The following is a 26,587-nucleotide window of genomic DNA, read 5'->3' on the forward strand; positions in this document are numbered from 1 at the left end:
TTATTCCATCGAATTCATGGCTATAGTTCCATGCAGAAACAATCGCCCAAATACAGATATCAAACAGTTTCGGTAAATAACACGCTCAAACGTGTATTTTTATATCACACAATGGGCGTAGCTGTCGATGTCGTTGACCATGACAGATCAAAACCGGGCCGAGAGTGCGCTTCGCGCTCACGTAACCTCCGTCAAGGAGGACCTGATGACGGGCGTATCGTTCATGATTCCCTTCGTGACTATCGGGGGTATCTTCCTCGCCGTCGCGTACGCGATAGGGGACACACAGGCAGTGTTCGAGAACACCGGCTCGGCAGGCTGGTTCCTCGCACAGATCGGCGTAGCCGGGCTGACAATTATGGTTCCGATCCTCGGCGGGTACATCGCGTACGCCATCGCCGACCGTCCGGGACTCGCCCCGGGGTTCCTGCTGGCGTACATTCTCCAGCAGGGAAACGTCGTCGCCGAAGCGGCAACAGTAATCGGTATCTCCGGTGGCGAGGCCGGTGCCGGCTACCTCGGTGCAATCGTCGCTGGGCTGCTGGCTGGGTACGTCGCACGCTTCTTCAAGAACCTCGATGTCCCCGAGTTCATCCAGCCGATGATGCCGGTGTTGCTAATCCCTGTCGCAACGATGGCAGTTCTGACGCCGATCATGTTGTTCGTTCTGGGCGTCCCCGTCGCACTCGCTAACGAGGGGCTGACGTCCTTCCTGCAGTCGATGCAGGGCGGTCAGGCTATCGTCGTCGGCCTCATCCTCGGCGGGATGATGGCCTTCGACATGGGTGGCCCGGTCAACAAGGTCGCCTACGTGTTCGCGACCGGACTCATCACCGAAGAAATCTACGCGCCGATGGCGGCGGTGATGATCGGTGGGATGATTCCGCCGATCGGCCTCGCGCTCTCGAACTTCATCGCCCCGCACAAGTACGCGGCTGAGATGTACGAGAACGGAAAAAGCGGCGTCGTGCTCGGTCTGTCGTTCATTACAGAGGGTGCGATTCCGTACGCGGCCGCGGACCCGCTCCGCGTTATCCCGGCTATTGTCGCTGGCAGTGCTGTCGGCGGTGCGACATCGATGGCCCTCGGCGTCACGATGCCTGCGCCCCACGGCGGTATCTTCGTTGTCCTCCTGTCAAACCAGCCGCTCGCGTTCCTGGGCAGCATCCTGCTGGGTTCGCTTGTGACGGCTGTTGTTGCGACAGTTATCAAGCCGGACTTCGAGGACCGCGTCGACACCGGAGCAGAGACGAGCAGCACGCAACCAACGGATGACTAATTACGGTGAGTACAATGACAGACGCAATCTCAGCGGACGATATTGAAGAACTGATTCCGGCAAACCACATCTCGCTGTCCGAACCACCAGCGGAGAAGGAGGCGTGTATCGAGTCTCTGCTAGACCTGTTGGTCGACAGTGGCAGGGTCGAGGACCGCGACCGCGCACTCGAAGCACTGCTTGAGCGTGAATCGGAGACCACCACGGGTGTCGGCATGGGAATCGGGATTCCACATGCGAAGACTGACGCTGTGAGTCGCCCGTCGCTCGCGTTCGCCCGCTCGCAAGAGGGCGTCGACTTCGGCTCCATGGACGGCGAGCCTGCGACACTTATCTTCATGATTCTCGTCCCGGAAGCCGGCGGCGAGGAGCATCTCAATATCCTCAGCTCCCTCTCTCGAGCCCTGATGCACGACGACGTTCGGGACCGACTCCACGCGGCGGCGGACGAAGCGACCGTTCAGGACGTACTCCGGGAGGCCATCGCATGACGGTCGAGCGCACTGTGACGATTGTTCCAGAAGCCGGTCTGCACGCCCGGCCGGCGTCAGCGTTCGTCCAAGCCGTCAACGACCACGAGGCTGAGGTCTCAGCCGGGCGGCCGGACGATGATCTCGTCCAGGCGGCGAGTATGATCGCCATCACCAGCCTCGGCGTCGGACAGGGCGATGATATCAAACTGGTCGCCGACGGCTCGGATGCAGAATCCGTACTCGATGAGCTGGAACGAATACTGACAACGCCGGAAGCGGAACTGGACACTGACGATGGCTGAACGCACGCTCCACGGGACCGGTGCCACGCCGCGCTCCGGCGTCGGGACAGTTGTCTGGTACGGTCGCGACATCTCGCTCCCGGACCCAGACGACGTGGAAGTCGATCCTGAGACAGAACGCCGGCGGTTCGCCGACGCGGTCGACACCGCCCGCGCTGAACTAGAATCTGAACGTGAGGCGACTGCCGAACGCGTCGGAGAGGACGAGGCCGCGGTGTTTGATGCGCACATCCAGTTCCTTGAGGACCCGACCATCGAGGACGCAGTCGAGACGATGATTGCCGATGGGGGCCCAGCACCCAACGCCGTGGACGCCGTGTTCGGCGAACACATCGAACAGTTCGAGGGAATGGACGGTCGAATGGCCGAGCGCGCAGACGACCTTCGTGACGTGCGTGACCGACTCCTCCGTCTGCTGACGGACGGCGAGCGGGTCGGCCTCGGTGACCTACCGGCGGGCAGTGTCGTCCTCGCCGAGCGGTTGACTCCCAGCGACACGGCACAACTCGACACAGAACGCGTCGCCGGCTTTGCCACAGTCACTGGAGGGCGGACGTCCCACGCAGCTATCTTCGCCCGTTCGCTCGCTCTGCCAGCCGTCGTCGGTATCGGGACAGATCTCGACACCCTTGAAGACGGAGCAGAGGTCGTGGTCGACGGCGACAACGGGACCCTGCTGGTCAGTCCTGACGACTCCGAACGGGCGGCCGCAGCGAACGAGTCGGGAGCCGCTGTCGTCAATGATTCAGTCAAAACAACTGACGGACGACACGTCGAAGTGGCGGCAAATATCGGCCAGCCGGCGGAACTGGAACCCGCAGCAAAACGGGGTGCTGACGGCGTTGGCCTCTATCGGACCGAGTTCCTCTTCCTCGACCGCGAGACGCCCCCCTCGGAGGACGAGCAGTACGAGGCAATCCGCCAGGCGCTCGACACGTTCCCAGATGGGCGCGTCGTCGTCCGGACGCTGGATATCGGTGGCGACAAGCGTATTCCCTATCTCGACCTGCCAGACGAGGAGAACCCATTCCTCGGCGAACGCGGAATCCGGCGCTCACTCGCACCGGATTCGGACCTGTTCGCCACGCAGCTCCGTGCGCTCCTACGCGCTGCCGCGGATGGGGCGGGGGACCTCGCCATCATGTTCCCACTGGTGGCCACTATCGAGGAACTCGACGCCGCACTCGACGCGCTAGAGGCGGCGGCCGGTCTTGACGACTACGACGCCGTTGATCCCGAAGTCGGCGTTATGATAGAAACACCGAGTGCCGCCTTCATGGCCGACGAACTCGCCGCACGAGTCGATTTCCTCTCTATCGGGACGAACGACCTCACGCAATATGTGATGGCCGCCGACCGCGAGAACGAGCGCGTCGGCGACCTGCACGACCCGACTCATCCGGGCGTCCTCCGCGCCATCCAGCAGACAGTCACCGCAGCCCACGCCGAAGACATCTGGGTCGGGATGTGTGGCGAGATGGCAGGTGACCCGGATTTGACAGAGCTACTTGTCGGTCTCGGCCTCGACGAACTCAGCATGAGTGCCGTGACGATTCCGGAGGTCAAGACGGCCGTCAGCGAAACCTCGTACAGTTCCGCGAGCGAGCGTGGGGACCGCGCCCAACTCGCCGCAACGCGCAGCGAAGTCCACACCACACTAGACACATGAAACTCGTCGCAGTCACCTCCTGCCCGACTGGGATCGCACACAGTCAGATGGCAGCCGAGAACCTCGAACAGACAGCCGAAGAACAGGGTTACGATATCAAGGTGGAAGTTCAGGGAGCGATGGGCGCGGAGAACGAACTCTCCGATTCCGACATTGAAGCCGCCGACGCCGCCATCATCGCCTCCGATACGTCGGTCAGTCAGGACCGATTCAGCGGTGTCCCGCTAATCGACGGAACCGTCAAAGACGCTGTTAACGACGCTGAAGGAATGATTGCTGACGCTGTCGAAGCCGCTGATGGCGACAAGCCCGCCACAGAGACCGACGTTGGCAGTTCCGAAGCCTCGGCGGGGCCGGACCAGCAGCGCCGGCGCGGCGGCGATCGCTCGAAGAGCCTCGTTGCGCGGCTGAAGCGTCTGTTCAGTTGAGGCGCGGGTTTTCACACCGAGAAGCGACAGCTCCGATTGACAGACCGAACACGTCTCTGGTCACCAAACTGACCGTCTCGGTAGCGGTCCCGGCTAGCTTATTTGTCCGCATCTAAACAGCTAGACGCTCTGTGGCCACCAGCAGACGGGTCGAGGAGGTACCCGAAGGCCGTCGTCCCAGACTCCGGGCCGGCCTCCAGTTCTAGCGTCTGTCGCTCCTCAGTGACGCCGAACTCGGGGAAGTACTCGGTCGTCGTCGTCCGAACGTCACTGACGCCGAGGGGATAGACGCTGAGTAGGGCCGAGCTCTCGTCACTGCCAGTCGCCCGCACCGTTCCCGAGTCCTCGACTGTGACAGCGACCTCCGGATGGAAGTGGAGTCGGGAGACGCTTGGTTCGGTTTCTGTGTCGGGTCCCCGAAGTTCGTCCCGAACCAACCACCAGTCGTCGCTGGCGAGAATCGTCCTGTCGTGCCGGTACGACGCCGGTGCTGCGGCGGCTGTCTCATAATGCCCCCTGAAGAGAGTTGGGTCGGCCCCCTCGTATTCGGCCGTCGGTTCCGTCCGCGCGCCCATCAGGTACTTGCCGCCGATTTCGATAGGCTCCGTCTCGCCGACCTGGACGGTGTTATGGCCGGCAACGCTTCTGGCGTACTGCCGCCGCTCGTTGTCGGCGTAATCGTACACGCCGGTATCCGTGAGCACGCGCTGTCCGTCGACCCAGAGCAGGACGCTCAGCATGTCGTTGTGGGAGTGACCCGGCAAGTTGGAGGGCCCCACCGGCCCACCGTCTACCAGTAACTGCCCGTGGTCGGTGTCGAGCCAGTAGTACCCCGTCTCGCCGCCCATCGGACTGTGTGACGGGACCGGGCGGTCGTCGGCCCCGAACCCGACGGCCCCGGCGTATCCCAGGCAGGCCGTCAACGGGAGCGACTGCCCGAACACGGCGTCGTTATACAGCGGGAGCCGCTCATCCGGCGGTGAGAGGTATCGCAAGTACGCTACGGCCTGTTTCGTCATCGCTATCAGCCAGTTGGGGGCTGACCGATCACTGGCTGCCAGTAGCGAGCAGGCCGTCACGAACCGCGTTGTAACGATTGCATGGTACATCGGCGACCGTTCATAATGGCCGCCATCAGCAAGGAACTGTTTAGCCCCTGTACGGCCGAGGACAGAGATCCCGTCCGAAATCCAGGACGTGTCAGCCTCTGGGAAAGTGAGTCCAGCCATGAGCAGTGCGAGCCCGTTCTCGATGAGGTGATTACCGCCGACATCAGCCTCGATGTGGTTTGTGAGAAAAAGCGAATTGCGATATATCTCTGGGGCAAGTGCCTCAGTGAGTCTCTCTGGAACGTCTTCCTGGGTGTCCCCAGTCCGCCACGCGAGGTATCGGGTGAGTGTTTGTATGCGGAGTGACACTGCCCACGGTGTCCACGCATTTCGAAGGTATCCTGGCTGGCCGATCTCCATACTATCGGCCCAGTCTCGCACCCACTGGTCGAACACCTCGACAATCCTGTCCGGGGCCGACTGTGAGCCCGTAAACCCAAGCGTCGCCCATCGGAGTGGTTCGAACGCGTATAGTTTCAGCGGCCAGAGTAGCGGATAGTTGTCGAACCGGTCGTCAAACCAAGTAGGATGCTCCGGCGACCGGAGCTGTGTGGTCCTGTTAAGGAACGTCAGGGTACCGTCGGCCGCCTGGCGGCTCCGTTGCTGGAACATCTTGACGGTCGCCTCCGAAAGTTCTGCACGAAGCAGGCCAAGGTCCGCTTTGATCGGACTGGTTCCCACCGAGAGGGTTCGAGGAATCGCTGCGTTGTATTGCCCGTTGAAGTCGAGCGGGAGTCGTGTGAGCAAGGTGTTACGAGTCGTCCGCTCGGCCATCCCAAGCACCTGTGCAGACTCCAACTGTGTGAGCGTGTGTCCGTACAATCTGACCGCTTTCGGAAGCGTCTGCAGGTGCTCAGTCATGATCGGGATCTGGAGTCGTACACGATTCCCGTCGTCCACTCACTGTCAATGTCCGAAAAACCTCACCAAGTTGACCCGCGATGGCTTGCCGGTCATACTCCTCGGATACGACTCGATGTCCGTCTTGACCCATCGCCACCCGCTTTTCGGGGTTTTCGAGGAGGGTTTCAATCGCTACCGCAATACTTTCTGGGTCGGGTTCCGTGTGGATCCCTACGTCTGTATCCGTTGCGAACCGCTTGATTTCTCCCCGCCCGGTGACAACGACGGGTAGCGAGCAGGCCATGTACTCGTACAGCTTCGTGGGTATTGCATAGTCCAGTTCTGGACTGTCTTTTATTGGGGCCAATCCGACAGTTGCACTGTCGAGGATCTCCGGGATTCGTTCACGGTCCACCAGTCCAACAAATTCGACGCGGTCTTCAAGCCCAAGTCGATCTGTCACACTCTTGAGCCGAGACACCTCGTCCCCGTCGCCGACCAACTGAAGTAAGGCATTGTCACTTGAAACGTGTTGCATTGCCCGGATACACGGTTCAAGTGCCTGTGCACTCCCGATATTCCCGGTGTATACGATTCGCGAGTCGTTATTTTCAGGAGTCGATACCGAGGAAAACCGGTCGGTGTCAACACCGTTCGGGACGACTCGAACCCGATCCCTAAGTTCGCTGCCGTACGTGTCACCGACTGCATCTCTAAGTGTCTCAGTCGTTACCGTAATGCGATCAGCCGAGTGTAACGCGAGACGCTGGAACGTGCGGCCGGCCTTTACCAGTGGACTATCTGCTGGAATGTATCCAAGGGCGATTGAGTTCTCAATCCACAGATCGCGGACATCGATTACCCATGGATTCCCGATGGCAGCAGCCACAAGTCCGGGGAACCCAGTAGTGATTGGCGGTGTAGATGTCATGACAACGTCATACTGCCGGAAATTCACGACTAGCCAGAGTGCCGCATGCAGTGCGAATATAACGTAGTAGGGAAGTCGACAAAGCAGAGAGGGGTTCTCTCTCTGTGGCTGCCATGTCCACAAGCGGTGGACGATCACGCCCTCATCGCGTTCTGTCTGCTTGCGCTTCCAAGTTCGTTCGAAGTTTCCCGGTGGGTAACAGAGAGACGGTGCCAGAACGGTCACGTTGAACTCATCACCGAGATTAACGGCTGTGTCGTGAATTCTGGATGCATTGCCGCCCTTTTCAGGCGGATACCGCTGAGAGACGATGACACAGTTAGTCGTCATTGTCGTGAAGTGTGTACGTCGACTGTCTCACTGTCAGATGCTTCTCGTTCCATCTTGACGACGGTCCCGTGTCCGCTGGCCGGTCGCTACTCATCGACATCAAGCCATTGCACTGTATCCCTGACGGGGGTATTAGTATACGTCTGATACTCCTGCGGCATCCTGAATCTGAATCCAGTATATACACTGCTAAAGCGTTATATGTTGACTTATCGGACGCGCACAGCCTTGAAGAAAACGGGCTGTTAGACAAAACATGGTCAAGCTATCAAAGTACATTTTAATAAAGTATTTTGACCTGATTGGCAAACGAACAGCGTGACAGACGCAACAAGAGAGGTCCCAGTCAAATTATTCAGGTTCTCTACAGGCCACGTGAATTATCCGGTAACGGCTTCACAAATAGGATCTGGTCGATAAATCAAACGCTCAAGATCCGGGTGATTAGAATGAGTCAGAATACAGTCACAACTGTCCATACCACATTATCCGGATACTGTAGGGTCCCGGGCGGTGCCAACCCGTTCAACACGGATCCGGCTTGGTATCAGACCGAGTTAATGACTTCCTACGACTGACTGCAGTGTCCTGTACTCGACCATACTGACCAACTAGACTGCGTGGGCATCTACTCCCGAGGTAGGAGGTTCTTACCACTATCCTATATTAATAACTTAACTTAAGCTAACTGCCTCCAAGTATCTTTTATTGGTAAATAAAACAGGGCAAACTTACTTCGACTGGTAGCATCAGTAAATACGGGACCTCCACCAGCGGTGAGTGTGATGAATACCGAATCGGAGCAAAGTAATGAGTTACTAACGGAAGAAGCGGAGGGAGAAAAAGATCGGAACAAACCACTAGACGAGGACCGACAAGGTACGATTAACCGCAGGGAATATCTCAGAGTTGGTGCTGTCACGGTCGCCGCGCTCGTTGGTGCGAACAGCGTTACTGCAACCGAATCGTCACAGCAGACGCAGTATATGACTGATTTCAGTGAGTACGCGCTATGACTGAAGACATAACCGAACACGGTGCGGTAGCGAACCCAGACGACCCCTCGTTCGACGCGGCGAAACGTAACTGGAAAGCAGTGCTTGACGCGGCAAATGCCACCGGGGACGGCGGCGAGATTTATGTCCCTGAGGGGACGTTCTACTTCGCCCGTGATAGTCGGTCTTCGTTCTTTGAGTTCGGCGGACAAGAACCCGCTGGGATCTCGATCACCGGTGCTGGTCCTGAGCGCTCAGCGTTAGGGGTGAGCAGACACACTGACTCGTCATCCCACCCAATACAGACAGGGTTCTACTACGACGATGGTGTCGATCACGGCACGGTCACGATCCGTGATATACGGCTGGACGGAAACTACGAGAACCTACCAGACCTTCGCAGTGCTGGTGGAGGTTCTCGATGTATGAATATCGCTGGTAGTGGAGATGTACACTTCTCGAATGCACATATCCGTGGCTGGTATCAAGAGGCAATCCTTGGCCGGGACGTGCTACGGACCGTTGACCGGTGTACGTTTGAAGAGAACGCCATAGCGGACCACAATTATTCGGGCGGCGGACACATCGGCCACCACATCACTACCCATGCAAGCGAGGGTAACCCCCTCACGGTGACGAACTCACATTTCATCGACTGTTCAGGGAGCGCAATAGATGTTCGGTTTAACACCGGCGAGATACGCATGCAGGACTGTTACGTGACAGGGACCGGTGCCAACCTGTGTAAATTGAGTGCTTCCTCGCTGTTCGATGTCCGACGTGTCTATCATCGTGCCAACACCCCATCACTCGAATCGAAGCTCGACGAAAAGTCGGGTGAGAACTTCTATGGCCGATGTTTCATCAATAGGCTGTCCGATCGCACTGGTGGCGTGCCGACAGTGTATCTTGAGGATGTCGAAACCAGAGACCACATGGGATACGCTATCCAGGCTGCCGCAGGGCAACTGAACCTTCAGGGAGACAACTTTGCAATCCACAACGCAACGTTCGAACTAGCTGATGAAGTGTTCCGTGACCGTGACGGAGCACACTTCTCCGATGTGGCTCTCGACCGCGTGTCAGTGCACAATTGCGAGCAAGCATTGTTCGGCACGCAGGACTCGGACGGGGCTATCAAAACGCTCGCGCGTGATGGGAACGGCGGTCTTGGCGATACCGGCGCGATCACAATAGAGGCTGACGAGCAGGGTGCCAGCCCGCTCACACCCAATGTTCCGGCTGCATCTGATGTCGGTATCAACTCAGCGTCCGATGACTCTGGGGGGGACACGACCACTACCTCCGAGCCACCGTTGTTCGATCACTGGACACCGCAGTGGTTCAGTTCCACGAGCGATTGGGGCGTTGATACCGGGTCGGAGTTCGCGGGAGAATCTGCCCTCGCTTTCGAGAACACTGACGGGAATCGCACTAGATATGCCATATCCGCGGACGATATCGGCCAACCGGGCGACGTTGAGGTACTGGATAAGTTTCGAGTCCCCTCGTTCGCCACGAACGCGGAATACGGGTTCCACGCTCGGGTGTACCTCCGTGCCTCCACGGTCAACCGAAAGGCCAACGGCTACTGGATAGAGATAGAAGATCGTGCAGACTCGTTCCGCCTCGGCAAATACACCGACGGGAATACAACAACGATAGCCCGGTTCGGCACGCCACAGGAGAATGAGTACTTCTACAGACGGTTCCGTGTGGAGGGGTCTGAGCTGAAAGCCAAAGTGTGGCCCGCTGGGACTGACGAACCCACTGAGTGGGACGTTGTCGAGACCGACAGCGACCACACTGACGGCTGGGTCGGACTGGGATCGTTCGACCCGCAGCGCGTCGAAACGGACGTCTTCAGCGCTGTGACTGGCGGTGCCACCGCTCAATTCCCAGACTCCGAGACGACAGAGACGGCACCGTCCGTCTCCTGGGCAACGCCAACCGACGGTGAAGTAACAAGTGGCGAAGTGACGTTACAGATCGCAGCGAACGACGAGGAGGATACTGCAGACGCATTGACCGTAGAACACCGTATCGGCGATGCGAGCTGGAATGTGGCCACTTACAACGCTGAGACGGGATATCACGAGGGCACGTGGGACACGACGGGAGTTGATGGGGGCGACTACCAACTCGAAGCGCGTGTGACAGACTCTGCTGGAAACAGCGCTACGGCCTCAGTCACCGTAACCGTAGACAACGGGACGGCCTCGAACCCCCCGGAGATCGAGACGATGGATGTGACCCGGACCGATATTGATGACTGGTCACGATTCGATGTCGACTGGACCGTAACGGACGCCGATGGGGACCTCGATATGGTCGTCACGACGCTCCTCTCTCAGGGAACAGTGGTGGCTGCCGATAGCACCCGTGTCAGCGGGGACCGGGTCAGTTACACGCACCGATTGCGAGACCGCGGTCAGGTCGACGAACTTCGGATCACGGTCAACGATGTCGAGAACCAAGTGGATAGTCTGAGCGAAACGCTGTAGTCCACCTCCCGTTGTATTTAGCTCCCCGTTTGCGGGGCGAAGTTGCAGTGTATATCCTCAAACGGTTCGTCACTCTTTGTAGCCGAGTTTGCGGAGTTGGAGTCGGACGTTCTCGGAAATCTCGCCATCAGTAGCAGCAACTTCGGCGTTTGTCACCGACTGCACGTGGTCGTCCAGAGCGCCAGCTAGCCTGTCGTAGGCGATAGACTCAGTCTCGTCTGGTTGGTTGATTTTCTCTGGTTCGGAGTTGCGCCTACAAAAGAGGTCCTCGCCCGTCTCCAGATCCCTGATGAGCTTATACTCTCCATCAGTTCCCATTAGTCCGCCGTCTTCGTGATCGTAGCTCTCAGTGAAAACAATCCTGTCACTGGTAGCGTCAAAGTCGTACTCGGCGATATCGCGCCCGTCAACTGACTTGGGTGCCTCGATACCGGCTCTGTTCAATATCGTCGGGACAAGGTCGATATGTGAAACCGGGCTTTCTATCTCGCCACCACTGATGTCGGGTCCATCTATCATCATCGGAACACGAATATTCTCCTCATAAAGAGCGCTTCCCGGATGAAAAACACGTCCCTTCTCGTTGAACGCTTCGCCATGGTCCGACGTGAACACAAGGAGTGTCTCCTCTGAACCGATCGTCTCGTCGAGTCGCTCAAGCAGGTTACCAAGTTGCCGGTCGAAATACTCGATTTCACCACGATACAGACGCTCAAGGGTGTCTATATCGCCCTCGGCGGCCTCGGACCGTTGTTCGTTGACTTTATGAAACAGTTTTACCGCCCGCCTCCGGCTGATTCCCTCACTGACTGTCCCTTCATGTGGATAGTACGGATTGTGCACATCCATATAATGAGCCCAGATAAACACGGGCTTAGACTGCCGTTGGGTCCAGTTGACGATATGTTGATTCAACTCTTCGGCCGGCTTGTAGAGGTTACTACCAAGCTGAATCCCTAACCGTTTACCGGCGTTCTGGTAAGTCCAGTAGATGAGGTCTGAGAGTTCCTCGGTAGCGACAGCCCGTTCCACAGCCGTATTAAACAGTGATGTGAGCCGGGACTCTGTGTCCCCATCGTCTCCACTGTCCCGACCCAGATAATAGTCGAACCCTCTATCGTAGTTGTATGTCGGGCTCAGATATGTGTTCGAGTGGAAGCCACCCGTGGCGTACCCCTCTTCAGACAATCGCTCCGCAATATGCACTCGGTCCGGGTCAAATCCTGTCTCCGCTGATTCGAACGTCCAGGGATAGCTCCCGCTCAGAATTGAGAGAAACGACTGCTTCGTGTATGGTGCGTTTGCGTACGCAGTGGAGCAAGTGAGCCACTCTTCAGTCATCCGTGGAAGCGTTTCGAGCGAGGCAGGAGCTTTCGGGCCAGAAACATAGTCAGCACGCAACGAATCGACAGTAATGAAAACGATATTTTTCATTGCTATCGCCTCCACTGGGGGGAGCTGTATCCCTCGAATCGAATCCGTTCACCCTTCGATAAATAGTCCTCCGTGTTGCCCCAATTTGGGTCCAGCATGAGCGACTTAACAACTTTTAAGAAAATAATTATATGTTTCCTAACCGACTTAAACTTCTGCTTCGGTACTATGTCTATCTGATAATACTGTAGATCGGTAGCTCCTCTTACTCTTCAGTCGTATACACCGTATTTATTGGTTCAGTGTGGAGTCAGTTCGGACCCGTTGTTGCTCTGTCAGCCGCGGTAGCATTAACGAGGTACTGCGTATAATCTCCGTTATCATACAGTCGGTTGACCGTTTGGTCCCGTTCAAGTTGATCGAAATCACCAGGTGTGTATCGCCACCGGTCGCGGTAACCCGGGAACAGCTCTGGATACGTGATGCGGCCCTTGCGCGTGATTGTAAGGTAGTGGTCGGACTCGTAACTACTCCCGAGATACTGTCGCGTGGTGTAGTTGAAATGACTCGGCGGTGTCCCTTCGTCGAAATTGTCCGGTGTCTGAACACCGTTCCGATAATCGTGGTGTCGGTGAAAAGTGATTCCGAAGCGGTCTAGATTTTCGGTGGCCTCGCCATGACCCATCAGCCACGCGCTCCCCTCAAGTTCCATCTCGGTTACCTGTGGATTCCGTTCAGAACTGAGCGGTGATTTATACACGCTAAACGTAGAAAGGCTTGCGAGCAGTAGGAGAATCACCACAGCTGCCGGCCAGAACCCTCCAGTCCGTCCGATCCGTCTCTCGCTCCAGTCGATCTTTCTCCATCCGACATACAACAGCTGCCCGACCAAGATGATAGCGCCGATCTTCGCGATCTGGAAGGGTCGGTTTGGCGGGACGATGAGGTCTGAGACTAAAAATAATAACCCTCCGAAACTGAATACGACCACCGTCCCGATAAGCATCCCAAGGTGTGGTGTAGGGGTATATCGGCTTTTCCAGACCAGAAACGCTGCAGCGACTGTGAATGCGAACCCGAGACCGAACAGCATGAACTCCACGCCGTACTTGAATGTTATCACCCGGAGGATATCAATGAGGGCCGGCGACGACTCTTGAATGGTGCTCTGATAAGCGGCCACTGGCGGTTCTCCTTGGTTGACACCGAACAGGGTAGCGTAGATTCGCTTGAAGCGCAAAAGGATACCCGCGTACTGCGTGTACCACACTGCAAACAATGCCACTGAGAGCGAAAAGAGGTTTTTTGTTGTGGGGAGGGTGCCGTCCATACTCGGAATGTGATTGCTGCCGCGATAGAGGACAAATACTCCAATGACAAAAAGCGCAGTTAGCGGGTGATAGAAGGTCTGTGCGAAGAGTGCGATCACGAATGCGGCTCGGGTGACAGGTGTTGCGCTTTGATCGCTCTTGAAGAGAAGATACAACGAGAACGGTATCAGCATGATACTCAGTGCGAAGGGGCGGAACCCGAGATGTGCGAATCGAAGCACAGGGAGCATGACGAACGGGAGTCCGAAGAGCATCTGTCGTCGGGAATCGAACACGGTCCGCAACAGATAGAACATCGCTCCGTAGTACAGCAGAGAAAACATGGGTGACAGAACCATCACGACCGTCGTCCAGTCGAGACCCGTTGCATTGGAGACAGTAACGGCCAGAACGTGGGCCGGCGGGTAGATATTGGCGCCAATTTCGCCGGTGACGACAAAATCACGGATGTAGCCGAGATGCGACATCGGGTCTTCCCGCCCATACATCTGATACCCACGCAGAAACGGCATGAGAAAGAGGATCAAATTAGAGAGGACCATGAGCACGAGCGCCGGTCGCCACGTCGTATCCGCAGGTTCAGCTGCGCTCAAGAGTATGACGAGGCCGCCCACGAACAATGCCCCAACAATCGAGACCCAAAAATACCACGGGAGCGTCCCGTAGATAGATATTTCATACTTGGTTGCCGATGGCATCGCAGAAACGACTGCGACTGCGATCATGAGCAGCCCCGTCCCAAGGAGCGTAAGCAATTCGAGGTGCCGGGCTCGACTCATTGATGTCGCTCCATGGAACATCGCTGGAAGAGCCACATCGTCGGGCGAGAGGAATCTCCTTGATCAAGAGCATCAGATGATCCTTTACTTGATCGTGCTTGCATATGTTTCACTTTCCGAATTGCATACATTGTTATGCGATCATTTAGATGTCTCCACAGGGCCGCCTGAAAAATACGAGGTCCGACCCGCGAGGGATTCCGCTCACGTCCAGCGTGCTTATTTGATGATGCTTGAACCCACGGACTGAAGCCCTGACTGCGTCTGCGTCTCGGTCTATCCACGGACAGGAGGATGCCGCTCCGCCGCAAAGTACCAGTTTCGAATCAACGGATAGGTGGTTACTGAAGCTACGTGAATCAATCAGAGCATGATTCTCCGTAATATACCGTTATCAACCGATGTCCCATATGGAAACAGACGATCAGCGCTGGTAGATGGGATGCTAGCGACGAACGTCCTCAACGGCAGAGCATGGACGACAAAAACTTGCTGGCAGATCACATCGTATTCTCCGTCGAACTCCAAGAGCAACGGATTACAGTTCTTCTGTGCGAAGCCATTCCGTCTGCATCACTGACTGTGACCTGGTCTGTATCGCCATCTCTCCAGGTCTGAAATGAAAACGATAGCAGCGGTTCAGTTGATAGGATGGCGCAGTGTCCGGTTTCCTGACAGTGTGTATTCGCTGCCATATGGCAGTCGTGAGCATTCAGGTACCGGAAGCAGGACCGTTGGTTACCTGCTGTCGGAGGGAGGCAATCGATTCATAAGACCACTTCCCACCCAGCGACGCGAACAAATGTGGATACACTGGCCAGTACAAAGGGTTTGCCAGCGCGGATAATAAAAAATACTTCCTGGCTTCCTTGTAGTGGTCGGCTCTAACTGCAGACCGTGCCAGCGAGCGGCGCATTGTGGCTTTGAACATCCGCTCGTAGTAAATTCCGTACTCCGCCGCAACCCAGTCGTGCTTCGAGATGAGCATTGGATACGCCACATCTCGCTTCTGTTCATATTTTTTTGTAATGCTGTCAGGGAGTCCAGTCTGACGGTACGTCAGCGTCTCCCGAACTGGCCGGAAGTGTGTGTGCTGTGCAAGGCGGAAGAACCACTCACGATCTTGCCAGGCAGGCAACCTCTCGTCGGGTAATCCTGCAGTTTCTATGACTGTTGTGTCGACCATAACCGAGGAAAACTGACCAAAGTTCGTGCCGGTCAGGAGATCCTTCATTACGTCGCCCGATGCAATTGGTGTCGACACTGTTGTGCCCTCCGGCCCGTCCTTCCGAACGCCGGTGTACACAACACCGGTCTCCGAGTCAGTCTCCTGAAATGCTTGAACCTGCTTTGTGATCTTCGTCTCGTCCCACTGGTCGTCATCGTCCAAAAATGCGACATATCGGCCGTCAGCCGCTCTAATTCCCGTATTTCTAGCAGCGTTCGCTCCTTGGTTCTCGTCATGGCGAAGGATACGAAACGAGTTTTCCACCGTCGGATCGAATGAGTCCAGCGTTTCCCTAACAGGGGTCGGAGATGCGTCATCGACGACGAACAACTCAATGTTGTCATACGTCTGCTCTAGAACACTCTGGATGGCGCTCGATAACCTTTCGTTCCGGCCGTACGTCGGTATGATTGCGCTCACGAGCGGTGTTGTCGCTTCGTCAGTGTCCACGGACTCATTCATGTGGCTTCAGTATCGGCGGTCGAGACCGACGGTGTTCACTATTCGGCACCTACTATTGCCGTCAAACGGGAAGACATTGTTTGGAGATCTCGCTAGTACCGGCCGATAAATCTCACCTGCTGGAGAAGCACCCCCGGAATCAAAAAAAAGGTCCTAACCGAATATTAGGCACACGCCTGAAAGCGATACCGATACTGGAGTTGACGAGGCCGTTAGATGTGTTCCGTCTGATGAAGGATGCTACTCCCATCATCGGATGTAAAATGGGGTTAAGAAGGGAATAACAATGCTGTCAATCACGGCATATGCGAGTATGCTTACTAGGACCGTATCAAGTGATGTGCTCTCCGCTGGTACATAACTTGGTCTACACGTGCAAAAACAATGACTGATGACTCAGGGTTGGCGTCGCAGATCGGCCGACGGAAACTCCTTGCCCTCCTTGGATCAGCTGCGGTCACTGGCGGTGTCGTCCATGAAGTGTTTGGGAGTCGGTTTACTGGGCCCAGTGAGGAGCCGCTGGTCAGCGTGGAGGGGACGCCGGAGACAAAACCAGATGGAGAAAATGCGCCAGAACCGAATGGGGAAAACATCAGGGATCACGGTGCGAAACCGAATCCGACTGATCCGGGCATTGAGGCCGCAGAGCGGAATCTGAATGCCCTCCAAGCTGCTGCTCAAGCGGCTGGTGCTCACGGGTCGATCTACGTTCCAGAGGGAACGTACTATATTGGCCGTAGAGGAGCGCAGTACGAACCATTCAATCGGATCGGTGCCGACGGGGATATGCCACCCGGCATCTCAATTTATGGGGCCGGCCCACAAGCCTCGGAACTCGCTATTACCGAACGACTTCAGGCCGGGTCGCACCCGGTTCAAACGGCCTTCCGTTATATGGATGATGTGAACCACGGGACGGTCGTTATTAGGGATATACAGCTCAACGGGAACTATGAGAATCTCCCAAATCTTCGCGATTCCGGGGGCGGATCCAGGTGTATAAAAGTCGGTGGCAACGGGGACCTCCACATATCGAACACCTACATCCGCGGCTGGTATCAAGAGGCTATCCTTGGCCGTGATGTGCTACGGACTGTCAACCGGTGTACCTTTGAGGACAATGCCATTGCCGATCACAATTATTCCGGTGGCAGACACATCGGTCACCACATCACCACGCACGCGAGCAATGGTAATCCACTCAAAGTGACAAACTCCCGTTTCATCGACTGTTCCGGGAGCGCAATAGATGTCCGGTTTAATGCCGGCGAGATTTCTGTCAGAAACTGCTATGTGACTGGCACTGGTGCGAATTTTTGTAAGCTGAGTGCCGCATCTCTACTGGATGTCCGCCGTGTCTACCACCGCGCAAACACGCCCTCGCTTGAGGCCAAGCTTGATGATACCCCCGGACATGAATTTGATGGCCGACAGTTCATTCAGCGTATATCCGCCAGAGCGGACACTCCACCGACGGTACGTCTTAATGATGTCATTACAACAAATATGACAGACTATGCGCTCCAGTGTCGGATTGACGAGATGACCATCGAGGGAGATATGATAGCAATCGCTAAAACGAACATGCGGGAGGACAATGAGGTTATTAGAGACCGGGGCCCTGGATTGTTCTCGGATATCGATATCGACCGGCTCTCAGTCCATGAGTGTAATGGCATGGTGTTCGACCTGAACTCATCAAGTGGCACTATCCGGACATTGGCGCGGAACAATAATCAGGGAGGACTCGGCAACACAGCTGATCTCACGGTCGAAACGGATGCAAAGGGACAAGAGCCGTTCAAGCCATCAGTGCCGTCGCCATCGGCTGTCGGAATCAACACTGCGTCACACTCAGTTGTCTGGAGGTGAATTAGTATGACCGGACACAGACTCACCGCCAGTCACCGAACAGATACCGTCCATAATTATCAGACAACACGATCATGAATGGGTCAGACACCGGGATCAAAGGCTTGACGCTCGCATCACCAAAATCGGACACGGAGCCTCGGCTCCGCCGATTTCTGCTGATTTATGTCATCGTACTCATATTGCTTTCGCTGGCGATGTGGTGGATCGGATTCACGACGTTCAGTGTCTACTATGTCCTCGCCTTCCTGTGGTTTCTGGTCCTGAGCGTAATCTTGATTTCACCGGAGGCCGATATGAAATGGACCCACGGTCTTCGATGGGCCAAGTGGATCGGTTGGGTACTGCTCGTGTATGTACTCTTTAGACGTGTAATGCCCATTCTGGGATGATTCAACCCCTTTTCTATAGGGGAGAATCGGCTCGAAATCCAAAATAAACAGCTGGCTCAAGACGTACATAGTTTTATTTGTTATTGTCTATCTTCTAATCCGTACATCGAAGAAAGTCCCAGTACCGGATGCATACTTAATGAGACCCATTGCCAGTTAGCATTCATGTACGATGCGGTCGTAAGCGCGATGAACCACCCAGACCCCTTTAATCCCTACATGGGGTTGTTCAACTTCCGTTCCATCAAGGCGCTCAGTACGACAGACGCCAGTCTGGATGTCGTTACTCCTCGTCCGAGAGCGCCCCCGGTGGGCCCCTATTCAGAGTTCAGTGATATACCGAGTCGACATGATTACAGTTCTCACGAGGTCCATTATCCTAGATTCCTCTACTTATTACCACAGAAGATATTTAAATACACGCTGTCATCTCGTTCGTTTTCGGAAATACTTCCGAAATATATTTCAACGAACTTTGAGACACCAGATATCTGCCATGCTGGCCACATTCATTACGATGGTTACGGGTTGGTTCCGTATTGTAGGACAAACGACATCCCACTAACAGTCATGGGGCGTGGGAAGATTTTGAATAATTTCTATGACCTCTCACAATTAAGTCGGAAGAAGATCAGAGAGACTCTCAATTACGCGGATGGCATCTTTTGTGTGAGTGAATCACTTGCACGTATCGCTAACAATATCACGGAAGCTCCGAAAGCGACTGTACTCCCCAATGGGGCGAATCCATCGCGGTATCCAACGGATAACGAGGCAGCGATTCGGCGGGAACTGGGAATCGATCAAGAGACTACGCTCATCATGTTCTGTGGCGGGTATACGGAACGGAAAGGGATCAATGAAATTTGTGACGCTCTGGATGGCATTCGTAACGACGACGTAGCCTTCGTTTTCGTCGGTCATTACGGTGATCTTCGGACAGACCTCATCGGCGAACTCAAAGCTAGTCACCACGAGAATTATCGGGTCCTCTGGGAAGTCCCGCCACTGGGTCTCCGCCGTTGGTTCGCTGCCGCCGATATTTTCATGCTCCCAAGCCACGCAGAAGGTCGACCGAACACGATATACGAGTCGATGGCCAGCGAAACCGCGGTAGTAGCCTCTGCTGTGTCCGGTATCCCAGAACAGGTTGTGGACGGAGAAACAGGTCTCTTGATCCCGGAGAAAGACTCCAACGCACTTACTACTGCTCTGAACAGCCTCATTGACGATTCAAAGGAGCGAGAACGAATGGGGACAAACGGTAAGCAGCGGTTGATATCGAAGGGCTGGACGTGGGAGGCGCACGGTCAACGACTTGCGACTCTCCACGAATCAATCATCAATGACGGCCAGCTTCCCGCGTCCGAAGTCTTGGGCTAGTACATAACAGGTAGTGCTGTTAAGATGTGAAGACGTGCTCTTCTAAGAACTGCTCGTACGCATCAAACACGGGTTTCGGCGAGAAGTCGTCGGCGCGGGACCGCAACCGATCAGAGTCGGGCGGGTCAGCGAGCGTGTCACAGACTGCGTTGGCTAACCCATCAATATCGTCCATTGGGACAAGTGTGCCGTGCTCTCCATCGGAGAGAATTTCTCTGGGGCCGCTTGGACAGTCCGTCGACACGACTGGGCATCCAACCGCCAAACACTCGATCAGGACCGTCGGTAGCCCTTCATACCGGGACGAGAGGAGAAAGACATCTGACTTTCTCATATATCGATACGGGTTATCGACGAATCCGGGAAGAGACACGGTGTCTGACAACCCCAGTCGCTCGACTGTCGCCTGAACTTGCTCTCGGCACGGTCCTTTTCCCGCGATGATTGCACGTGCGTCGGGGTTCTTGTTGACAATCTTCTCGAACGCACGGACCCATCCATCCAGATTCTTTTGCCGTGCGTGTCGCCCAACAAATAGGACGACATCTCGATCGTTGCCTTCTACCCACTCGTGTTCGACTGGTTGGCTGGCCCGCTCACGAATCTGTTCGACGTCCACAGGGTTGTATAGGACTGAAATATCCGATCGTTCGACTGGTGTTCTGTCAGTGAGGCTGTCCGCGACGCCTTCAGAAACACTGACTATTTGATCCGAAGCGGGGTAAAGCCGGGGAACGATTCGTCTGACAATCTGGTCTTTCGGTGTCGCCTCGACTTCGTGTCCGAACGCAGAGTGTTGCGTCGGAATCACAGCAGTATCGGTGTTGAGGAACCGATTGATAGCGAGTGAGACAATGCTCGGGTGTTCGAGATGTGGAAATAACGCTGCCGGCTTGCGTTTATTCAAATATGTAGCCAGAAACGGCAGGTGTGCGGCCACCCCGACCACTGGCGTCGTCGATGGTGGGAGCTCGACGATGGACACCTGTTCTGATAACTCTGATCGGAGTTCACCGCTTGCCCGTGACAATAGAAGATCAATGTCGTATCCTCGGGTGGCCAGTCCGTTCGCAATTGTGATTGCGACCTGCTCTGCACCGCCGACGGAGAGGTCTGGAATGAAGAATGCCAGCAGCGGTCTGTCGCCATCTGTCGCAGTTGAAGTGTCTTGTTCGGGGACTGTCGAGACAGCAGAATCAGTACCGTCTGAAAGCGTCGACTCGTCCATTATCGTGTTGAACCCGTCAGATAGCCTTTGTTAATCACTGGGTTCCAGAGTTGAATAGTAAAAAAATATCTTCAGTTCACGGATATTGTTTCGGTCAGTTTCCGCCGCAAGGAGATTGCCACCCTGTGGCTCCACTCCTCTCCTGTGCAAGCGAGCAGATAGGGATGGACAGGACGATTGAACGAGTTGGCACGAAAGGCCAGTAAGAGATGCTTACGAGATTCATCGTACCGTCCAGCATATATTGTGACTGTGCCAGCGAGCGTCGCATGGACGCGATGAAACATTATAAGATATGGGCCGACAATGTCAGCCACTGGTAACGTTAACCCAGATATGCGTACGGCGATACGCGTTCTCGGGGCGGGGATTCGACTCAACAGGTGCTTCGCCCCGGTAGAGAAGGTAAGAAACTCGAATACCATCACCGACCAGCGTGGGAGACATTTCATGAGGCCGCTCAAGGGTTTCACCGGCCACAACGCGGCTCCTGAACCGGTCAATCCGCGCGGTAGCTAGGACATTGCCGTTCTTGATTCTCTGAGCGACGACTACAACTGTGTAATTTAGATCTTGTCCTTCATGATTACCAATGGTGACTTGAACGGTCCGGGAACTACCGAGTGCAATTTGTGACGGATACTCAGACGCAGTGGACTCCCCGTTGTTGGATTCAGTTACCAGCGCAAATTCGGTAAACTGTTCACCCCGTTCAGTCGATATGGCCGCGTAACCGATCCCAGTACCGGAGAGAAGAAGCCCTATTACAAGCAAAATGTGTAGCATTGAAACACTCGCAGTCGGCGGTAGAGATGCTCGGCTCCTGGCAGTTGTCACCCACCGCAGGGGACTGAAACGCTCGTCTGATGGTACTCGCAGCCGTCGAATCGTTGCAGCAATCGTGAGGAGTGCTGTCGTGACGCCGATAGAGAGTTGGTACGGCCCTGTAGTTCCACTAGACGAAACCAAGACTACACCCAGCCCCAATAGCGGGACTATACAAACACTGCTCCCGACCGCAAGGACAAATCGTTCGCCTGTGGAAATTCGCCTCTCCCAGTTGCCAAACGAGCCATCTGTCTCGGAGGAACCGCGTGGGAATAGAAGCGCAGTCAGAGCGTATCCCGGCGCAATAAGTACCGCCCCCAGCCCTAAAAGAACTCTTGCGGGTGACTGTCCAATGTACCCCTGGGTGGCGGCAAGCTGCCAGAGGCCGAGGAGTCCGACCAGCAGAAGATCGATCGGGAACGACTCCGTCTCGATGTTCGTATCTACATCAGTAGCCATTATCGCTTGGTGAGGGTGAAGTAATAAAATTAGACAGTTACTACCTGTGCAGACAGCCGGGTAGTGTTGAGAATGGTCGTCGGTTATTTGATCTACCAGTTTGCTCACTGGCTGACGAACAGACTGTCGTCAGTCAATGGATTGCTACTGGAAAAGCAATTGTGCAGAACACGGCCGTTTAGTTGTACGTGATTGAGTCGTTATTCCTTTATCCATAGTCAAGCGAATCGTCAGAGACCGGTCAATTCAATTTCAAGAATTCAGACTCACTATTGAGGGGCGGTGCTTATTGCTCCAGTCACTCGGTGGGTGTCACTGCTTCTCTGGCGGGGAGTTCCGGAATCGTATCAAGAATCTGAACGGCGGCTGTCCCATCTCCAAAAGGCGTTTTCCAGTCCCCAGCCTTTCCACGCATTTGTGTCGCCGCCGCAACGATAGCGCTCGGCTCCCGACCGGCAACACAGTTCGCACCGACGAACGCCGTCTCGGGCCGTTCGGTCCCGTAGCGGAGCGTTACGCACGGCGTCCCGAGGATACTTGTTTCCTCCTGAACCCCGCCTGAATCGGTAAACACCACGTCCGCTGTACTCTCCAAACGGAGGAAATCAAAGAACCCCAGCGGCTCGACGAGTCGGATCCGGGCCGGGACCGCGATACCGAACTCTTCGAGGCGGTCCTCTGCCCGGGGGTGTATCGGGTAGATGACCTCCTGGTCCGCTTGAGCGCTCGCCCGAGAGACGCCGCTGAGAGTTCGCTCAAACGCGTCACGGTCATCAACCGTCTCTACACGGTGGGCGGTCAGGAGATCGAACTGCCCCTCAGTGAGGCCGAGTTCGCTCAGAATCCGACTTTCGCTCGCGGCTCTATCGTCGTAGGTCTGGACTGCATCCACAACCGTGTTCCCGGTAACGGTGATGCGGTCTTCCGGAATGCCCTCGTTCCGGAGTAGCGCCGCCGTCTCCTCAGTCGGTGGCAAGAGGTGGTCGGAGATGTGGTCGATGATGACCCGATTGGTTTCCTCGGGCATATCGTCGTCGAAGCTCCGAAGCCCGGCTTCAACGTGGGCCACATCGACGTCCATCTTGCTCCCCACGAGTGCGCCCGCGAGCGTCGAGTTCGTATCCCCCTGAACGAACACGACTGCCGGTTCGATGTCGTGGAGTTCCTCCTCGATGCCGGCGAGCATGGCTCCGGTCTGGGCCCCGTGATCATCGGAGCCGACCTCCAGATTCGCATCCGGCGGCGATAGCCCGAGCTGTCGAAAGAAGACCGCGTCCAGCGAGTCCGAGTAGTGCTGCCCGGTGTGGATTACGTGCGTGTCGACACCGCGCCGATGACACTCCTGGATTACCGGTGCTAGCTTGATTATCTCCGGACGCGTTCCGAGCACGAAGCTGACGTTGCTTCCTGTCATTGTGGTCCCCGGTTTCGCAGGTCAGGCGTCCGATACCAGTCGCGTCCAGTCGGTTCCATACCGGTTTCGTAAGCAACCAACAGAATTGTTATAAACTTCCTACGCCGTCGGTTCTGCGCGTCACTGCATCGTCTGTCGGGGATGTGCCTAGCTCAGATTGTCCGGACATCGAATCCATGATCGGTCCACCGCTCCGCGTCGATAACGTCGACCGGGTCGATCACGGTCCGTCCCGACATCTTCGAACCAATAGCTTCCGGGTCGAGGTCGCCGAACTCGTCGTGTGACGCCCCGAATATCACCGCATGAGCGCCGTCGACTGCCGTTTCGAGCGAGACGAGTTGCAGCCTCGAATCCGTCGCTCGCGGGTCGTGGATGGTAACCGAGCTCTCGCCCCACCCGCCGTCAACGGCCGTACGAGCCTCTGTCATGATGTCTCCAAGCAGTTTCGCGACCTCTAGGCCGGGGCTGTTCCGAGTGTCGCTGACGTTCCCCTTGTACGTGATTCCGAGGACGGCCACAGTCTTGCCGTGTAGCGAGCCGACGGCGTCTTCAACCATTCTGACGACGTGTTCCGGCATCCGGTCGTTGACCTGACTCGCCACGTCGAGTAGTTCCGTCGCACCTGTCCCGTCGCTCAGGAAGTGCGGGTCGACGGGGAGACAGTGTCCGCCGACGCCGGGTCCCGGATTCAGGATGTCGACCCGCGGATGGTTGTTCGCGAGACTGATGGCAGACCGCACGTCGACGCCGTAGTTCTCGGCCAGTAGTGCAAGCGTGTTCGCGTACGCGATGCTGACGTTCCGCTTCGCGTTCTGTGCGAGTTTCACGAACTCGGCGGTCGTCGGGTCAGCGCTGACATGGATCTCCCCGCTGGTGAGCGACTCGTAGAGTGCCTTGATCGTTCTGACAGACGCCTCGTCGACGCCGCCGACGATGCGGTCGTTCGTGCGGAGTTCGCTGAGCGTGTTCCCCGGCATCACTGTTTCTGGCGTGTATCCTAACTCTACGTCGTCTCCGACGTCGAGCCCCTCTCGGGAAAGAATCGGGGCCAGGACTTCGGTGGTCGTTCCCGGCGGGACCGTCGACTCCAGAATTACGGTGTCGCCTGACCTGAGTACGCTCACCACGTTCCGTCCGGCGTCTTTCACGTAGGTGAGGTCCGCTTCGCCGTTCATCTCGTCGTACGGCGTCGGCACACAGATTACGTGTACATCGGCTGGTTGCGGCTGGCGGCTCAGCGCCAAGTTCCCCTCCAGTGCGTCCTGCACGTACGATTCGAAATCCGGTTCGCTGACTGTCGGTTCGCCCTCGCTGAGACGTTCAAGCACGTCTTCATCGACGTCGAAACCGATGACCTCGGTACCGTTGTTGGCGAAATGTGCCGCGGTCGCGAGCCCAATGTATCCGAGCCCGTGGACGCAGATAGTCACCTTTCCGAGGCCTCCCGTGGTTCCCCGGATAATTCACGGCGCTGTCCTCGTTCCAGACAGTCCGGTTTGGGTTCGTGTCCCATTGGCCTACGAATGAGATACGGTACTCTTTGTTATGCAGAAGTTGTGTACGGTCGGCGGCCACAGACACCGGGTAAACACTGCCTGACAGACAGTGAGGCACAGGGTAATAGCTGGCCTGCCGTCGCGTCGCCGGCTACTGCCGGTAAAGTTCCAGAGAGTGGAGAATGATTCCGGTGAAGGAGGCAAGGATGCCGGTGATGGTGAAGGTAGTGCTCGCCAGCGCGTGCCCGAGTGGGAAGGTCCCACTCTGGAAATAATTGAACATTGTGAGGTACGTGAACACGAATCCGGCGAGAACGAAGCAGACACCGGGGACGCCGAGCAACATAATCGGGTGTTCTCGCTCGACTGTCCGAATGATGTTCCCGACGAGCGTGAGTCCGTGCTCGACCGGACCGAGGTTGTTGGACGCCTCCACGTCGTAATCTATTGTCGTCGGCACCTCCGCTATCTGGTAACCGTTCGAGTGGGCGTGATACAGGATATTCGTGCTCGCATCCATCCGGTCGCCGATCGAACTGTCCGAAGTCAGCGAGCTTATCGCCGTCTGGCTGTACGCCCGGAAGCCGCTCTGCGTATCACGTATTCGATTGGTCGGCGTGAGGATTCCGAGGCTGAGGTTGGTCATGATATTGACCGTGAACAGCCCGAACCGCCTATACAGCGGCATCTCGGTCTCGGTGGATTCACCGAACCGGTTCCCGATGACAATCTCCGCCTCCGATTCCCGCTGCCGTTCGACCAACTCTGGGATGTCGCTTGGGTCGTGTTGACCGTCGGCATCGAGGACGACCAGATGGTCGGTGGCGTTCCGGTCCGCCTGTTCGAAGATGCTCTTGAGCGCACCTCCGTACCCGACGTTGCGCTCATGTTCGTACACCGTTGCGCCGGCTGCCTCTGCGACTTCGACGGTTTGGTCAGTGCTCCCGTCATCGACTACCAGAACGGTGTCAGCGTACTCTCTGGCCGATTCAACCACGGTCCCGATTGTCCCCGCTTCGTTGTACGCCGGAATTCCGACCATGACGGTCGGCTCCGGGTCGGTGACCGGTTCGATGCGGGCATCGATAGTGAACGTCTCGGCACTGTTCAGCGCCTCACGGCTCGCCGGGAGACTGACCGACCCATCCCCCTCGCCGTGGTACACGAGGCCCGGATATCCCGCTTGTCTAGCGTACCGCCGCAGTCGCTCGCGGGGGGTATCAGTTTGGGGTTGACTCCCAGACGGGTCGACCACCTCCGCATCGAGCCAGCGGGCAAAAGTGAGCGCCTGCGGGTCAGCGTCGACGGCCGCCGTGACGATTACCTGATGTGCCCGTGAGTGTATGCGGAGGATTTCGGCCGCTATCCACTCGGCGTTTGACTCGGTTGCGACCAGTCCCACCGCTGGCAAGTTCTTCGAAACCTCGCGAATACCGTCACTCGCGGGCGGTTGCTGGATTCTGTCAGACATTTCA

Annotated in this window: 18 protein-coding genes; 8 read left to right on the forward strand and 10 right to left on the reverse strand. The window is 56.4% G+C overall.

Annotation, left to right across the window (positions count from 1 at the left end; genetic code table 11):
• Window positions 1–127: 127 nt before the first annotated feature.
• From G9463_RS04110 to G9463_RS04130, 5 genes are read left to right on the forward strand one after another with little or no spacing between them, the layout of a single operon-like run.
• Window positions 128–1,279 (forward strand): PTS fructose transporter subunit IIC, encoded by a 1,152-nt coding sequence (locus G9463_RS04110; RefSeq protein WP_004965907.1) that lies wholly within the window; start codon window positions 128–130, stop codon window positions 1,277–1,279.
• Between the two features lie 14 nt (window positions 1,280–1,293).
• The gene (locus G9463_RS04115; RefSeq protein ID WP_165896028.1) at window positions 1,294–1,770 is read left to right on the forward strand and encodes a PTS sugar transporter subunit IIA; all 477 of its coding nucleotides are present in this window, start codon (window positions 1,294–1,296) and stop codon (window positions 1,768–1,770) included.
• Window positions 1,767–2,054 (forward strand): HPr family phosphocarrier protein, encoded by a 288-nt coding sequence (locus tag G9463_RS04120; RefSeq protein WP_011222763.1) that lies wholly within the window; start codon window positions 1,767–1,769, stop codon window positions 2,052–2,054. The genes G9463_RS04115 and G9463_RS04120 overlap by 4 nt, the downstream gene beginning before the upstream one ends.
• Window positions 2,047–3,723, forward strand: coding sequence for a phosphoenolpyruvate--protein phosphotransferase (ptsP, locus tag G9463_RS04125; protein ID WP_165896029.1), 1,677 nt, complete (start codon window positions 2,047–2,049; stop codon window positions 3,721–3,723). Before G9463_RS04120 ends, ptsP begins: the two co-directional genes overlap by 8 nt.
• Window positions 3,720–4,151, forward strand: a complete 432-nt coding sequence (locus tag G9463_RS04130; protein ID WP_165896030.1) for a PTS fructose transporter subunit IIB — start codon at window positions 3,720–3,722, stop codon at window positions 4,149–4,151. Before ptsP ends, G9463_RS04130 begins: the two co-directional genes overlap by 4 nt.
• A 98-nt stretch (window positions 4,152–4,249) precedes the next feature.
• Here the strand turns inward: G9463_RS04130 and G9463_RS04135 are convergent, their stop codons facing one another.
• Together G9463_RS04135 and G9463_RS04140 are read right to left on the reverse strand one after the other, a co-directional pair.
• Entirely contained in the window at window positions 4,250–6,121 is a 1,872-nt protein-coding gene (locus G9463_RS04135; RefSeq protein WP_165896031.1) for a heparinase II/III family protein, read from the reverse strand.
• Complete coding sequence (locus tag G9463_RS04140; RefSeq protein ID WP_165896032.1) at window positions 6,114–7,364, reverse strand: glycosyltransferase family 4 protein; 1,251 nt, start codon at window positions 7,362–7,364, stop codon at window positions 6,114–6,116. Before G9463_RS04140 ends, G9463_RS04135 begins: the two co-directional genes overlap by 8 nt.
• A gap of 1,012 nt (window positions 7,365–8,376) precedes the next feature.
• Here G9463_RS04140 and G9463_RS04145 point away from each other — a divergent pair.
• Window positions 8,377–10,863, forward strand: coding sequence for a right-handed parallel beta-helix repeat-containing protein (locus G9463_RS04145; protein WP_165896033.1), 2,487 nt, complete (start codon window positions 8,377–8,379; stop codon window positions 10,861–10,863).
• A gap of 69 nt (window positions 10,864–10,932) precedes the next feature.
• Here G9463_RS04145 and G9463_RS04150 read toward each other — a convergent pair whose 3' ends face one another.
• The 3 genes from G9463_RS04150 to G9463_RS04160 form a co-directional block, all read right to left on the reverse strand.
• Window positions 10,933–12,297, reverse strand: a complete 1,365-nt coding sequence (locus G9463_RS04150) for a sulfatase (protein ID WP_165896034.1) — start codon at window positions 12,295–12,297, stop codon at window positions 10,933–10,935.
• A 250-nt stretch (window positions 12,298–12,547) separates the two neighbouring features.
• The gene (locus tag G9463_RS04155) at window positions 12,548–14,293 is read right to left on the reverse strand and encodes a hypothetical protein (RefSeq protein ID WP_240149931.1); all 1,746 of its coding nucleotides are present in this window, start codon (window positions 14,291–14,293) and stop codon (window positions 12,548–12,550) included.
• A gap of 766 nt (window positions 14,294–15,059) precedes the next feature.
• The gene (locus tag G9463_RS04160; protein ID WP_165896035.1) at window positions 15,060–16,037 is read right to left on the reverse strand and encodes a glycosyltransferase family 2 protein; all 978 of its coding nucleotides are present in this window, start codon (window positions 16,035–16,037) and stop codon (window positions 15,060–15,062) included.
• Between the two features lie 384 nt (window positions 16,038–16,421).
• On the opposite strand from G9463_RS04160, the gene G9463_RS04165 reads away from it, so the two are divergent.
• Window positions 16,422–17,909 carry a right-handed parallel beta-helix repeat-containing protein gene (locus G9463_RS04165; protein ID WP_165896036.1) on the forward strand — a complete coding sequence of 496 codons (1,488 nt, stop codon included), beginning with the start codon at window positions 16,422–16,424 and terminating at the stop codon, window positions 17,907–17,909.
• Window positions 17,910–18,466: 557 nt separating this feature from the next.
• Window positions 18,467–19,684 (forward strand): glycosyltransferase family 4 protein, encoded by a 1,218-nt coding sequence (locus G9463_RS04170; RefSeq protein WP_165896037.1) that lies wholly within the window; start codon window positions 18,467–18,469, stop codon window positions 19,682–19,684.
• A 19-nt stretch (window positions 19,685–19,703) separates the two neighbouring features.
• Here the strand turns inward: G9463_RS04170 and G9463_RS04175 are convergent, their stop codons facing one another.
• The 5 genes from G9463_RS04175 to G9463_RS04195 all read right to left on the reverse strand — a co-directional run bounded on the left by G9463_RS04175 (window position 19,704) and on the right by G9463_RS04195 (window position 26,583).
• Window positions 19,704–20,912, reverse strand: a complete 1,209-nt coding sequence (locus G9463_RS04175) for a glycosyltransferase (protein WP_165896038.1) — start codon at window positions 20,910–20,912, stop codon at window positions 19,704–19,706.
• 309 nt (window positions 20,913–21,221) lie between these two features.
• Window positions 21,222–22,199 (reverse strand): DUF1616 domain-containing protein, encoded by a 978-nt coding sequence (locus G9463_RS04180; protein WP_165896039.1) that lies wholly within the window; start codon window positions 22,197–22,199, stop codon window positions 21,222–21,224.
• A 298-nt stretch (window positions 22,200–22,497) separates the two neighbouring features.
• Window positions 22,498–23,613, reverse strand: coding sequence for a non-hydrolyzing UDP-N-acetylglucosamine 2-epimerase (wecB, locus tag G9463_RS04185; RefSeq protein ID WP_165896040.1), 1,116 nt, complete (start codon window positions 23,611–23,613; stop codon window positions 22,498–22,500).
• Between the two features lie 152 nt (window positions 23,614–23,765).
• On the reverse strand, window positions 23,766–25,046 hold the full coding sequence (locus G9463_RS04190; RefSeq protein ID WP_165896041.1) for a nucleotide sugar dehydrogenase: 1,281 nt from the start codon (window positions 25,044–25,046) through the stop codon (window positions 23,766–23,768).
• A 217-nt stretch (window positions 25,047–25,263) separates the two neighbouring features.
• On the reverse strand, window positions 25,264–26,583 hold the full coding sequence (locus G9463_RS04195) for a glycosyltransferase family 2 protein (protein ID WP_165896042.1): 1,320 nt from the start codon (window positions 26,581–26,583) through the stop codon (window positions 25,264–25,266).
• Between the last annotated feature and the right edge of the window lie 4 nt (window positions 26,584–26,587).

Source organism: Haloarcula sp. JP-Z28 (assembly GCF_011440255.1).
Taxonomy (GTDB): Archaea; Halobacteriota; Halobacteria; order Halobacteriales; family Haloarculaceae; genus Haloarcula; species Haloarcula marismortui.